Annotated in this window: 12 protein-coding genes; 8 read left to right on the plus strand and 4 right to left on the minus strand. The window is 74.8% G+C overall.

What is annotated here, in order from left to right; genetic code table 11:
• The first annotated feature begins 68 nt into the window (after positions 1-68).
• The gene (locus tag ACIP60_RS02290; protein ID WP_400679073.1) at positions 69-1,064 is read left to right on the plus strand and encodes an alpha/beta hydrolase fold domain-containing protein; all 996 of its coding nucleotides are present in this window, start codon (positions 69-71) and stop codon (positions 1,062-1,064) included.
• 332 nt (positions 1,065-1,396) lie between these two features.
• On the opposite strand, the gene ACIP60_RS02295 is transcribed toward ACIP60_RS02290, so the two are convergent.
• Positions 1,397-1,846: a MarR family winged helix-turn-helix transcriptional regulator gene (locus ACIP60_RS02295; protein WP_400679074.1), complete on the minus strand. Its 450-nt coding sequence runs from the start codon at positions 1,844-1,846 to the stop codon at positions 1,397-1,399.
• A 109-nt stretch (positions 1,847-1,955) separates the two neighbouring features.
• On the opposite strand from ACIP60_RS02295, the gene ACIP60_RS02300 reads away from it, so the two are divergent.
• The gene (locus tag ACIP60_RS02300) at positions 1,956-2,888 is read left to right on the plus strand and encodes an LLM class flavin-dependent oxidoreductase (RefSeq protein WP_400679076.1); all 933 of its coding nucleotides are present in this window, start codon (positions 1,956-1,958) and stop codon (positions 2,886-2,888) included.
• An 80-nt stretch (positions 2,889-2,968) separates the two neighbouring features.
• Here the strand turns inward: ACIP60_RS02300 and ACIP60_RS02305 are convergent, their stop codons facing one another.
• On the minus strand, positions 2,969-3,529 hold the full coding sequence (locus tag ACIP60_RS02305) for a pyridoxamine 5'-phosphate oxidase family protein (protein WP_400679077.1): 561 nt from the start codon (positions 3,527-3,529) through the stop codon (positions 2,969-2,971).
• Positions 3,526-3,786, minus strand: a complete 261-nt coding sequence (locus ACIP60_RS02310; RefSeq protein WP_400679079.1) for a hypothetical protein — start codon at positions 3,784-3,786, stop codon at positions 3,526-3,528. The genes ACIP60_RS02305 and ACIP60_RS02310 overlap by 4 nt, the downstream gene beginning before the upstream one ends.
• Positions 3,787-3,980: 194 nt before the next feature.
• Between ACIP60_RS02310 and ACIP60_RS02315 the strand changes: the two genes are divergently transcribed.
• The 5 genes from ACIP60_RS02315 to ACIP60_RS02335 all read left to right on the plus strand — a co-directional run bounded on the left by ACIP60_RS02315 (position 3,981) and on the right by ACIP60_RS02335 (position 9,477).
• Positions 3,981-4,874, plus strand: a complete 894-nt coding sequence (locus ACIP60_RS02315) for a metal-dependent hydrolase (protein WP_400679080.1) — start codon at positions 3,981-3,983, stop codon at positions 4,872-4,874.
• A gap of 141 nt (positions 4,875-5,015) precedes the next feature.
• The gene (locus ACIP60_RS02320) at positions 5,016-6,095 is read left to right on the plus strand and encodes a PDR/VanB family oxidoreductase (protein ID WP_400679081.1); all 1,080 of its coding nucleotides are present in this window, start codon (positions 5,016-5,018) and stop codon (positions 6,093-6,095) included.
• 3 nt (positions 6,096-6,098) lie between these two features.
• Positions 6,099-6,941 (plus strand): M24 family metallopeptidase, encoded by an 843-nt coding sequence (locus tag ACIP60_RS02325; protein WP_400679083.1) that lies wholly within the window; start codon positions 6,099-6,101, stop codon positions 6,939-6,941.
• Positions 6,938-8,671 (plus strand): SDR family oxidoreductase, encoded by a 1,734-nt coding sequence (locus tag ACIP60_RS02330; RefSeq protein WP_400679085.1) that lies wholly within the window; start codon positions 6,938-6,940, stop codon positions 8,669-8,671. The genes ACIP60_RS02325 and ACIP60_RS02330 overlap by 4 nt, the downstream gene beginning before the upstream one ends.
• Positions 8,672-8,805: 134 nt before the next feature.
• Positions 8,806-9,477 carry a LysE family translocator gene (locus tag ACIP60_RS02335; RefSeq protein ID WP_400679913.1) on the plus strand — a complete coding sequence of 224 codons (672 nt, stop codon included), beginning with the start codon at positions 8,806-8,808 and terminating at the stop codon, positions 9,475-9,477.
• A 58-nt stretch (positions 9,478-9,535) separates the two neighbouring features.
• On the opposite strand, the gene ACIP60_RS02340 is transcribed toward ACIP60_RS02335, so the two are convergent.
• Positions 9,536-10,048 carry a GNAT family N-acetyltransferase gene (locus ACIP60_RS02340; protein ID WP_400679086.1) on the minus strand — a complete coding sequence of 171 codons (513 nt, stop codon included), beginning with the start codon at positions 10,046-10,048 and terminating at the stop codon, positions 9,536-9,538.
• 326 nt (positions 10,049-10,374) lie between these two features.
• Between ACIP60_RS02340 and ACIP60_RS02345 the strand changes: the two genes are divergently transcribed.
• A complete protein-coding gene (locus ACIP60_RS02345) occupies positions 10,375-13,086 on the plus strand; it encodes an SdrD B-like domain-containing protein (RefSeq protein ID WP_400679088.1) in 2,712 nt (903 codons plus the stop codon).
• Positions 13,087-13,119: the final 33 nt, after the last annotated feature.

Raw genomic sequence — 13,119 nt, forward strand, 5'->3', positions numbered from 1 at the left:
CCGAGCCGCACCACGCCCGAGCAGGGGGGACCAACGGATCGCGTCCGGTGGGGTACAACTCCGGAAGCATGACGCAGAAGCCTTACCTGGACCGGGAGACGGCCGCCGCCCTGGCCGCCCGCGGCGGGGTGCCCGCGCCGCTGACCCCCGAGGCGATGGGGGAGTGGCAGCGACGGGACGCGGAGCGGCGGCCCCGGCCCACGCTGCGGCGGCTCGCCGACGGCGGGCGGTTCGAGACCGCCGAGCACGACGCCGACGGTACCCCGCTGATCGCCGCCCGCCCGGCCGGGGCGGCCGGGCCGCTGCCCGCGCTGCTCTACCTGCACGGGGGCGGGCTGATCGGCGGCAACGCGTACGCCGTCCTGCCGCGCGTGCTGCGGGAGTTGGCCGAACCGCTCGGGCTGGCCGTGCTCTCCGTCGAGTACCCGCTCGCGCCCGCCGCCCGCTACCCGGCCCCGCTGCACGCCTGCCGGACGGCGCTGCGCTGGACGGCCGCGCACGCCGGGCGGCTGCGGATCGACCCCGGGCGGATCGTCCTCGCCGGCAAGAGCGCCGGGGGCGGGCTGGCCGCCGCGCTCGCCCTGCTGCTGCGCGACGAACGCGACGAACGCGACGAGTGCGGTGAACTCCCTTCCCCAGCCGGGCAGTTGCTGCTCAGTCCGATGCTGGACGACCGCGGCGGCACCGCCTCCGCCCGGCAGGCCGCCGGGCACGACACCTGGGACGCCGTCTCCAACGCCACCGCCTGGCAGGCCGCGCTCGGCCCGCTGCACGGCACCCCCGACCTCCCCCCGTACGCCGCGCCCGCCCGGGCCCGCGACCTGTCCGGCCTGCCGCCCGCCTACCTGGAGGTCGGCTCCGCCGAGACCTTCCGCGACGAGGTCACCGCCTACGCCGACGCCCTGTGGCGCGCCGGCGGCCACGCCGAACTGCACGTCTGGCCCGGCGCCCCGCACGGCTTCGACACCCTCGCCCCGCGGGCCGCGAACAGCCGGGCAGCGGTCGCGGCCCGGGCGGGCTGGCTGCGGCGGCTGCTGTTCAGCTACGACCTCGGGGGAAATTGACGTCGGGACGTGCTCGTCCGGCGGGCCGGCTGGTGGTCGATCGGCAGCCGGTCTGCTGGACCGGCGCCGGCGCCGGCTCAATGCTCGGCTTCCACCGGGTCGCCCGCCGGGCGGAGCGGTCGCCACCGCCCGCACTCGGCGTGGGTGGGCTCCACGCAGATCCGTTGCACGGATCTCTTCGAGCAACCCGCCCAGACGTGTACGCGAGATGCCGGACGGAGCGGGATGCAAACAGGCCGCACGGGTTCGGCCGCACCTCACCGCTCACCCGATCTGCGGGGACCTTCACAGGTCACTGTCCCACCGGGGTCGGGGCTGCTCGTTCCTGGTCGTCAGCCGACGCTCTTCGGGGCGGTGACGAGGGTCTGCAGGGCGCGGACCAACTGGGTTGCGTCCGAGGAGGAGAGCGGGGCGAGGAACCGGCGTTCCATCTCCGCGCGGGCGTGCTCGGCTTCGCGCAGACAGTCCTGACCCGTTGGGGTCAGCTGCACGGTGTTCTTGCGCCGGTCCTGGGGGCTGCGGTGGCGCGCAACGAGCCCCTTCTCCTCCAGGGCGTCGACGAGCGCCACCATCGTCGTGCGGTCGACGCCGAGCCTGCCCGCCGCCTCCAGCTGGGACAGCGGGTACTCCGCCGCGAGCACGACGAGGACCGCCAGCTCGCGGCCGTCGAGGCCGAACGGCGCCAGCGCCAGCGCGGAGGCCTCGGTCAGCCGAAGGTGCACGTGCTTGAGCAGATAGCCGAGTCGGGAGGCGAGGGCCTCGGATGTCGCGTCGCCCGTCATGCTCGCATCGTATCCCAGAACTGATGGTCAGTATTGCTGACGATCACCTATGGTGACAGTATTGCCGTCGCCGGGGGCGGCACGTCGAGCCGAAGGGGGCGTGTGCACCATGACCGACCAGCAGCAGGACCGAGTGACGTTCGGTATCAAGACCACCCCGATGCGCGTCGCCTACGAGGACGTACTCCGGGTGTGGCAGGAGGCCGACGCCCTGCCGGAGATCGCGGACGCGTGGCTGTGGGACCATCTGATGCCGATCGCAGGCCCCAGGAACGGGCAGATCCTCGAAGGGTGGACCCTCCTGAGCGCCTTGGCCGCGCAGACCCAACGGCTGCGGCTGGGACTGCTCGTGACCAGTAACCGGATCCGCCGGCCCGCCGTCCTGGGCAAGATCGCCACCACGGTCGACGTGATCTCCCGGGGCCGCCTGATCATGGGTCTCGGCGTGGGCGGCACCCACCAGCCACCCGACGCCGGTGGCGTCACGGGCGAGAACCCCGCCGTCGCGGAGTACGACGCCTACGGCCTGACCCTGGTCCCCCCGGCCGAGGGCATCGCCCGCCTGGCCGAGACCGTCACCATCCTCAAGCGCATGTGGACAGAGGAAGCCTTCGACTTCCACGGCCGCTACTACACCCTCAAGGGCAACCGCAACGAACCCAAGCCCGTCCAGCAACCGGGCCCACCGCTGCTCATCGGCGGCTGGGGGACCAGAACACTCCGTCTGGTCGCCGAGCACGCGGACATCTGGAACATTCCCGGCCCGCCGCACAACACCCTCGACTACATCATCCAGCGCAGCCGCGTCCTGGACGCCCACTGCGCCGCCATCGGCCGGGACCGCCGGACGATCACCCGCTCCGTGCAGTACACCGTCTCCTACGACGACCTCGCCGGTGACCGCAGGTCGGTCCTGGACCTCATCGGCGCCGGCCTGACGCACATCGTGCTGAGCCTGCGAAGCCCCTACCCCCCGCAGGCCGCACAGCGGCTCGTCGACGAGATCATCACGCCCGTACGCGCGGAGCTCGACAGGCAGTGAAGGCCGGGCGTCGGTCCAGGCGGGCGGGGCGCCATCGACTGAACCGGGCGACCGTTGACGCCGGGTCGGCGTCCTCGAACTCAATTTCCCCCGAGGTCGTCGGCGGGCAGCCGGGTGTCGGTCCAGCCGGTGTCGGTCCAGCCGTCGGCGGTGCGGGTGTGGCGGCGGCGCAGGTGTCGCTGTTCCGGGCCCGCCTGCCAGAACTCGGCCTCCGCCGCGTGCAGGGCGTAGCAGTGCAGGGCGGGCGAGGGCGTGGAGCAGGCGGGGGAGGGGCGGACCGGCCCGCGCAGGCGGACCTGGCGGCCCTGGGCCGGCCAGTAGACGGTGAGCGCGGCGTCCGGGCGGGTGGCGAGCTGGTGGGCCTTGGCGGAGTCGGGCTCGGTCCAGAAGTGCCAGGCGGCGGCGGACGCGTCGACGTCCCGCAGCACCAGCACCCGGGCGTCCGGGCGCCCCGCGGCGTCCACCGTGGAGAGCGTCACCACCTGGGCGTCCGGGCCGCCCGCCGCGAGGGCGTCCAGCAGCCAGGCGGTGAACAGCGCGGCGGGGCCGGTGGCCGTCCGGTCCGGCGGCGGGTAGGCGGGTGCGGCCAGCACCGGGTGGGCGATCAGGGCGCGGACGAGGGGGGTGCGGTCGTCGGTCACGGGGCTTCCTGGTCGGGGGGCGGGGCACCGGGCGGCATCAGCACGCTGACCCGGTAGGTCGTCGGGTGGGCGAGCCGTCCGCAGAGCGTGTCCACCCGCAGGTGCGACGCGTCGTACGGGCAGGAGCGGAGGTACGCCCGGAGCGCGTCGGCGTCCTGCGTCGAGTGGAGCGGGTGCCACTGCCAACCCGTGTGCTCCTCGGCGTGGCGGCGGCGTTCCCCGTCCTGTCGGCGTTCGCGCTTCCGTTGACCCGGCATGGGGCACACACTGGCGGTTCGCGGGGGCGGGGGCAAGCGGGTCGGCGGCGGCGGGTCACTCGATCGGGTCTTATTAGACTCGATGTTGATAAGAGTGGTCGAACCCCTTGTCCGGCCCGCTACCCGCGAGTAGTTTGCCGGTGTGCCCACCCGGGGCCGCTCCCCCCGTCCGTCGCGCGTCAGGAGGCACCCCCATGCCCCGCCCCACCCCGCCCGTCAGCGTGCACGACAGCCTGGTGCTCGAACCGCGCGACGTGCGCTTCGACTGGTCCCGGCTGCCGCTGCACTGGATCCCCGACGAGCCGATGGCCACCCACACCATCAACGTGCTGCACCTGCTGCTGCCCGAGGGCGAGCGGTGGTTCGTCAAGGTGTTCAAGGAGGCGCTGCCGCTGATCCGCGACGAACAGCTGCGCGAGGAGGTGCTCGGCTTCATCGGGCAGGAGGCGATCCACGCCGAGGCCCACCAGGAAGTCCTCGACCACCTGCTCGGCCAGGGCCTCGACCCGCGCCCCTACGTCCGGCAGATCAGCTGGCTGTTCCGCCGCGTCCTGGGCGACAAGCCCGGCCTGACCGCCCGCCAGCACCGCGAGAACGTCATCGAGCGCGTCGCCTTCGTCGCCGCCATCGAGCACTTCACCGCCTTCCTCGGCAACTGGGCCCTCAACTCGCCCGGCCTCGACCGGGCCAAGGCCGACCCCACCATGCTCGACCTGCTGCGCTGGCACGGCGCCGAGGAGGTCGAGCACCGCAGCGTCGCCTACGACCTGATGCGCCACCTCGACCCCGGCTACCTGCGGCGCGTCCGCGGCATGTTCGTCTCCGGCCCGCTGCTGATCCACCTGTGGATCCGCGGCGCCCGCTTCATGCTCGCCGCCGACCCCACCCTGGAGGGCCGGCTCGTCCCCACCTGGCGCGAAGCTCGGCGCGCCGCCCGGCGCGGCCTGCTGCCCGAACCCGCCCGCTTCCTGCGCTCCGCCGCGCGCTACTTCGGCCCCGGCTACCACCCCACCCGCGAGGGCAGCTCCTCGCAGGCCCTCGCCTACCTGGCGAAGTCGCCGGCGGCCAAGGCCGCCGCCACCCACTGAGCAGGGCGCGCCCGAACGGGAAACCCGGCGGAACCGGACGCCCGGCCGAACAGGGCGCGCGCCCGAACCGGACGCGCGACCAGGGACGCGAACACCGATGGCCCCCGGCGGGGCGTGAACACCTCTTGGAGCCGTACCCCCATGGATCTCGAAACGCCACCCCCCGACCTGTACGGACGCCCCCGGGCCGACCGCTTCTTCGCCCGGCTGACCGCCTTCGGCGACTGGTACAGCCCCGCGCTGGGCCGCCCCGGGCTGCGCCGCAGCCCGCGCCGACCGGAGGCCCGGCCGGTGCCGCCGCTGCACCTGGTGGTGGTCTCGCACCGGGTGGTCGCCGAGGACGTGGCGGAACTGCGGCTGGCCGACCCGTCCGGCGGGATGCTGCCGCCCTGGCAGCCCGGCGCGCGGATCGTGCTGACCCTGCCGTCCGGCCGCGAGCGGCACTACTCGCTCTGCGGCGACCCGGCCGACCGGCACGCCTACCGGATCGCGGTGCGCCGGATCGCGGACGGCGGCGGCGGCTCCGTCGAGGTCCACGACGACCTGCACGTCGGGGTCCGCCTGCGGGTGCGCCGCCCGCGCAACGGCTTCGCGTTCTGCGGCGAGGAGAAGGTGCTGTTCCTGGCCGGCGGCATCGGCGTCACCCCGCTGCTCCCGATGGCCCGGGCCGCCCGGCACGCCGGCCTCGACTGGCGGCTCGTCCACACCGGCCGCACCGCCGCCGCCCTCCCGTTCACCGACGAACTGCGCGCCCTCGACCCGGCCCGGGTGACCGTCCGCACCGACGACGAGCACGGCCTGCCCGACGCCGCCGAGCTGCTCGCGCACGCCCCCCGCGGCGCCGCCGTCTACGTCTGCGGCCCCGCGTCGATGCTGCTCGCCGTCCAGCGCGCCCTGCCCCAGTCGCCCGCCACCGCACTGCACTTCGAACGGTTCGGGGCCGCGCCGATCCGCGACGGGCGCCCGTTCGGCATCCGGATCGACGGCCGGACGCTCACCGTCCCCGCCGACCGCTCCGCGCTGGACGTCGCCCGCGAGGTCAGGCCCGACCTGCCCTACTCCTGCCGACAGGGCTTCTGCGGCACCTGCGTGCTCAGGACCACCGACGGCACCCCCGAGCACCGCGACCGCCGGCTCACCGCCGAACAGCGGGCCGCCGGCCTGATCCTGCCCTGCGTCACCCGGGCCGCCGAGGGCGAGACCCTCGTCCTGGAGGTGTGAGAGATGAAGCAGCCGCCCCGATTCCCGTACAGCGAAAGGGACCTGGCGAAGTTCCGGGAGGTCCAGCAGCTCTCCTACCACTGCGCCGAACAGGTCGCCGCCTGGATCGAACCCGGCGTCACCGAACGCCAGGCCACCGCCGAACTGCGCCGCTGCCTGGTCCGGGCCGGCGTGCAGGACTTCTTCCACGTCCCGTTCGCCTGGTTCGGCGACCGCACCGCCTTCCGGCACTTCCGCACCCCGCTCCAGTTCTTCGCCGGCTCCCGGGTGCTCACCGAGGGCATGCCGTACGTCCTGGACTGCGCGCCCGTGGTGGACGGCTACACCGCCGACATCGGCTACGGCGGCAAGGTCGGCGACAACCCCGTCTGGGACCTGCTCGCCAAGGACCTCCGGGTCTACCGCGAACTGATCCTGCGCGAGGTCAGGGCCCGCCGCACCCTCGCCGAGGTGTACGCCGCCGTCGACGCCCAACTCGCCGCCCACGGCTACGACAACCGCCACCAGGTCTACCCCGGCCGGGTCATCGGCCACCAGGTCACCCGGAACACCGCCCGCGGCCCGGCCGGCGTCAACCTGTTCGGCTTCGGCGTCCGCACCCTCCAGACCCTCGGCCGCGAACTCGTCAAGGAACGCCTGGAGGGCCGCTCCCCGCTCTGGGCCGGCGGCCGCGCCTCCCACCACGCCCCCACCCCCGGCCTCTGGGCGGTCGAACCGCACATCGGCTTCCGCGACGTGGGCATCAAGTTCGAGGAACTCCTCGTCGTCACCGAGGACGACGCGTACTGGCTCGACGACGACCTGCCGCACGTGCGGCGCTGGACACTCCAGGAGGCACGCGCATGACCGGCCGCAGCAACGGGACCCGCCGGCGCACCGTCGACTCCGGCGGGATCGCCCTCGCCGTGTACGAGCAGGGCGACCCGGCCGACCCGACGGTGATCCTGGTGCACGGCTACCCCGACGACCACTCGGTCTGGGACGACGTCGCCGCGGACCTCGCCGTCGACCACCACGTGGTGCGCTACGACACCCGCGGCTCCGGGGCCTCCGGGGTGCCCGCCGCCCGGGAGGACTACCGGCTGGAACTGCTCGGCGCGGACCTGTTCAACGTCGCCGACGCCGTCAGCCCCGACCGGCCGGTGCACGTCGTCGCGCACGACTGGGGGAGCGTGCAGTGCTGGGAGGCCGTCACCGCGCCCGGCGCGTACCGGCGGATCGCCGGCTACACCACGATGTCCGGCCCGTGCCTGGACCACATGGGCCACTGGATCCGGCACCGGCTGCGCCGCCCCACCCCGCGCCACCTGTCCCAACTGCTGCGGCAGGGCGCGCACTCCTGGTACATCGCGCTGTTCCACCTGCCCGTGCTCGCCCCCGCCGCCTGGAGGCTCGGCCTGGCCCGGCTGTGGCCCCGGGTGCTGCGCGACCTGGAGGCCGTCCGCCCCCGGCCCGGCCACCCGCAGGCCACCCTCGCGCGGGACGCCGTGCACGGCATCGAGCTGTACCGGGCCAACATGCGCCCCACCGTGCGCCGGCCGCGCGAACGGCACACCGAGGTGCCGGTGCAGCTGATCACCCTGCAACGCGACCACTACGTCTCCGACTTCCTCTCCGAGGGCCTGGAACGCTGGGTGCCCCGGCTCACCCGGCGCACCCTGAACGCCACCCACTGGTCCGCGCTGCTGGAGAAGGGCCCCGCGGTGGCCGCCCTGGTCCGCGAGTTCACCGCCCGCGACCACGGCGCCGTCCGCCAGGAACCCTCCGCGGCGGGCGAGTTGGTCGTCGTCACCGGCGGCGGCAGCGGCATCGGCCGGGCCACCGCGCTGGCCTTCGCCGAGCAGGGCGCCCGGATCGTGGTCTGCGACCGCGACCTGCCCGCCGCGCAGCGCACCGCCGAACTCTGCACCCTCTCCGGCGTCAAGGCCGCCGCGTACCGGGTCGACGTGAGCGACGGCCCGGCCGTCGACGCGTTCGCGCAGCAGGTCGCCGCCGAGCACGGGGTGCCCGACGTGGTGGTCAACAACGCGGGGATCGGCCACTCCGGCACCTTCCTGCAGACCACCGAGGAGGAGTGGCGGCGCGTCCTGGACGTCAACCTGTGGGGCGTCATCCACGGCTGCCGCGCCTTCGGACAGCTGATGGTCGACCGCGGCGAGGGCGGCCACCTCGTCAACCTCGCCTCCGCCGCCGCCTACCTGCCCTCCAAGGTGCTCGCCGCGTACGCCACCTCCAAGTCCGCGGTCTTCATGCTCTCCGACTGCCTGCGCGCCGAACTCGCCCCGCACCGGATCGGCGTCTCCACCATCTGCCCCGGCATCGTCAACACCAACATCACCCGCACCAGCACCTTCTCCGGCCTCGGCGACGGCGAACTCGCCGCCAAGCAGGCCAAGGTCGCCAAGATGTACGCCCGCCGGGGCTTCCCGCCGGAGAAGGTCGCCGCCGAGATCGTCCGCGCCGTCCGCACCCGCAAGGCCGTCGTCCCCGTCACGATCGAGGCCAAGGCCGCCCGCCTGCTCGGCCGGCTCAGCCCCGCGCTGCTGCGCCGGGCGGCCCGGATCAACGCGGGCTGAAACGTCCCTGCCGGGGGCGCGCACCGCCCCGCGCCCCCGGCTGCGCGGTCCGCCGCGCCGCCCGGCTCCCGGTTCAGCACCGGGAACGGCGGCCCCGCCGCCCCGTAGACTGGCCGTCCGTGGACCTGACGACGATGGCCGGACCGCTCGCCTCCTTCGCCCTGGTGGTGGGCCTGCTCACGCTCACTCCCGGGCTCGACACCGCACTGATCCTGCGCACCGCCGTCCTCGGGCGGCGACGCCAGGCGTGGGGCGTGGTCCTCGGCATCCAGACCGGCACCCTGGTCTGGGGCACCGCCTCCGCGGCCGGGATCAGCGTGCTGCTCACCGCCTCCCGCCTCGCCTACGAGACGCTGCGCTGGGCCGGCGTCTGCTACCTGCTGTGGACGGGCGTGCGGATGCTGCGCGAACGGCACCCGCGGCGGGACGGGGCGGGCGACGGCAGCGACAGCGGCGACCGTGACGGCGACGGCGACGGCAGCGACGACGGCAGCGACGACGGGGCGGGCGGGTGGTGGGCCGGGTGGCGGCGCGGGACGCTCACCAACCTGCTCAACCCCAAGGTCGGCGTCTTCTACGTCGCCGTCCTCCCCCCGTTCATCCCCGCCGGGGCCCCGCACCTCGCGGCCGGCGTCCTGCTCACCTCGGTCCACGTGGCCGAGGGCCTGCTCTGGTCCGCCGCCCTGATCGCCTTCGCCCACACCCTGCGCGCCCGCCTGCGCCGCCCCGCCGTCCGCCGCCTGCTCGACCGGGCCACGGGCGTCGCCGTGCTCGGCTTCGGCGCGAAGCTCGCCCTCGGCGACTGACCGCGCCGGGCGGCCGACCCCGCCGGAGCGCCCGCCCGGGGGCGGGGCACCGGGCCGGTCAGCCCGCGGCCGGGCGGGTCAGGGCGTGCAGGTGGCGTTCGCGGGGGCGGGGGAGGAGGGCTTCGAGGGGGTAGCCGGCCTTCCGGGCGACCCGGCAGGAGGCGGGGTTGTCCGCGTGGTGGATCAGTTCCAGGCGGGTCAGGGCGGGGCCGTCGGCGGGGGAGAGGGCCCAGGCGGAGAGGAGGGCCACCGCTCGGGGGGCGAGGCCGCGTCCGCGGGCGGGGGCGCCGGTCCAGTAGCCGACCTCGCCGGTGGGGCCGGTGCCGCCGGGGCGTTTGAGCACGACGTGGCCCACGGCCCGCCCGTCCGTGACCATGGCGAAGGCGAGGCGCTCGCCGGTGGCGCGGCCCGCGCGTTCGGCGGCGATCCAGCGCAGTGCCCCGGCGCGGTCGGACACCCGGTGGGAGGTCCGGCGGCGGATCTCCGGGTCGGCGAGCAGGGCGGCCAGCGCGTCGGCGTCGCCGTCCTCCCACGGGCGGAGCGTCAGGTCCGCGGAGGTCAGTGTCGTCATGCCGGTGCGCTCCGTTCCGGTGGGGTCCGTCGGGTTCCGCTGGGGTCCGTCGGGGCCCGAGCCTATCCGGTCGGGTACGTCCCGTTCCGCCGGCCGGCCGGCGAACATCTGATGATCCGTCAGGAGGTCGCAGGGCGGGGGCGCACGAGGCGCACGCACGGGTGATCGATATGATTCCTGACGGGTCGTCAATTTCCTTTTCCTGCAACGCGGATGTCCGTATTCCGCTTACCATTCGGCCAAAAGAGGTGCATGCGGGGCCGTACCGGTGATCTTCCCGCGGTGGTTCGGCGTGCCTTCCCGACGACGGACGACGAGAGCAGGGCATGACCCAGACAGAACAGCAGACCAGGGCGCCCGTGCCGGGCGCCGGGCGGCGGCGGGCCGAACGGGCCGCCGCCGTGGTGGCGGCCTTCGCGGCGGCCACGGCCGTCGCCGCCCCCTCGGCCTCGCCGGCCGGTGCGGAGGGGTCGGTGACGGTGCGGGTGGTGCGGGCGGTGGACGAGAGCGGGACGTGGAGTCCGGCGCTGGAGCCGGGGCTGGCCGGGGTGACGGTGACGCTGACCGGCGAGGACGGCGCGGTGCGCACGGGGGTGACGGCGGCCGACGGGACGGTGACGCTGGCGCCCGCCAAAGCGACCGCGAGCGGCCGGTACCGGGTGGACGTGGTCAATCCGCGGCCGGGCGTGCTGTACCCGGCGTTCGCCGCCCGCGAGGGGCTGACCGGGGCACCGGACCGGCTCAGCAGCAACGAGGAGTTCGTCGACCTCTCCGACGGCGGGCAGGCCGTGCTCACCACCGGCCTGTGGAACCCGTCCGACTACTGCCAGCGCAACGCCCCGCTGGCCACCGCCTGCCAGCCCGCCGCCGCCGACCCGGCGAGCAAGCGGACCCTGCTGAGCTTCCCGTACGAGTCGCGCGGCATCAACCAGGACGTCACCGACATCAGCACCGCCGCCGACACCGGCAACGTGTTCGGCCTGGCCTGGGACCGCGACGGCCGACGGCTGTTCAGCTCGGCCCAGGCCAAGCGCGACACCCGGTACGGCCCCGGCGGGCCGGGCGCGATCTACGTCACCGACCCGGCGAAGAGGACCACCGCCCTGTTCGCCACCGTCCCCGACGCCGGGACGGCCGCGCACGGCGGCGACGGCGACCCGGCGTTCCTGGCCGCGGCCGGGAAGGAGAGCCTGGGCGGGCTGAAGCTCACCGAGGACGGCCGCGACCTGTACGTGGTCAACCTGCACGACCGCAGGCTGTACCGGTACGACGCCACCGCGGCGTCCGCGTCCGCGCCGAAGGCGGTCTACCCCATCCCGTCCGGCGGCTGCCCGGCGGCCGGGGACTGGCGCCCGTTCGGCCTGGGCATGCAGGACGGGACCGGCTACGTCGGCGGCGTCTGCTCCGGCCAGTCCACCCAGCGGCTCGCCGACCTGCGGGCCGTCGTGCTGCCCTTCGACCCGGCCACCGGGACGTTCGGCGCGGCCGTGCTCGACCAGCCGCTCGACCACCGCGGCACGTCCGCCAACGACTGCGCCGGCTACTACTGGTACCCCTGGCTGGACACCGCGCCGTCCGCCGGGGTCTGCTACTTCCACGGGGAGCCCGAACTCGGCGAGATCGGCTTCGAGACCGACGGCTCGATGCTGCTCTCCTTCCGCGACCGGTACACCGACCAGGCCAACTCCTACCCGGTGCCCGGCCGTCCGCTCCCGCCCGGCTCGACGCTGGCGCTCTCCTCCGGCGACCTCAACAAGGCGTGCGAGTCCGGCGACGCGTACGTGCTGGACGTCAACCTCGGCTGCGGGCAGACCACCCGGGGCAAGGGCTTCTACGACGTGCGCCGCTACTACGGCTCGCACACCTACGCCAGCTACGCGGGCATGGCGCTGTCCAGGGTGGAGGACTCCATCGCCACCTCCGGCTACGACGTGCTCGACCACGCCAACACCGCCGGCACCATGTTCACCCTGCGCACCGGCGCACCCGACCCCGGCGCGGGCCAGGAACTCTCCGACGGCTTCTCCAGCTTCGGCAAGGGCTCCGCGATGGCCGACCTCGAAGTGCTCTGCGACCGCGCCCCGCTCCAGATCGGCAACCGGGTCTGGTACGACCCCGAGCGCTCCGGCCTGCAACTGCCGCAGCAGCGGCCGGTGCCCGGCGCGACCGTCCACCTGTACGACGCGGACGGCACGCTGGTCGGCACCACGAAGACCACCGACCGCGGCGAGTACTACTTCGACGACGGCGACGTCACCGGCGGCCTCCGGCCCAGGACCGCCTACACCATCCGGCTCGACAACCCCGCCGACTACGCCGAGGGCGGCCCGCTCCACCACTGGGTCCCGACCGCGGACAACGTCGGCGACAACCGCCTGATCGACTCCGACGGCACCGTCCCCGACGGCGGCACCTACGTGGAGCGGGCGCTCACCACCGGCGGGCCCGGGCAGGACGACCACGGCTTCGACTTCGGCTTCCAGCGCCAGCGCGGCGCGCTGCGCCTGGTCAAGCACGACCAGGACGGCCGGCCGCTGCCCGGCGCGGTCTTCCAGCTGTGGCGCGAGGCCAACGGCACCGACGGACTCCAGGCCGACGGCGACCGGCCCGACACCAAGGTCGGCGACCCGTGCACCACCGGCACGGACGGCACCTGCGCCGACCGGGCGGACCTCGGCACCTACTACTGGCAGGAGGTCAGCCCGCCCGAGGGCTACCGGGCCCCCGAGCGGCCGGTCCTCGGACCGGTCGTGCTGGACGACGAGCACCTCGACGCGGGCATCACCACGACCGCCGTCAACACCCTCCTCCCGCAGACCGGTCCGAGCCCCACCCCGACCGCGACGCCCACGCCCACGCCCGCCCCGGCCCCCACCCCGGACGCGCCCGCCCCGCCGCAGGCCCGCCCGGCCCCGTCCGGCAGCCTGGCCAGCACCGGCCTGGACGGGGCCGTCCCGTTCGCGCTGGCCGGCGGCGCGCTGCTGCTGGTGCTCGGCACCGGCCTGGTGGTCGTGGCGAGGAGGCGCCGCAGCGGCTGATCCGCCGTCAGACCGGGGCCCCGGGCCCGGACC

The organism is Kitasatospora sp. NPDC088783 (assembly GCF_044750705.1).
GTDB classification, from domain to species: Bacteria; Actinomycetota; Actinomycetes; order Streptomycetales; family Streptomycetaceae; genus Kitasatospora; species Kitasatospora fiedleri.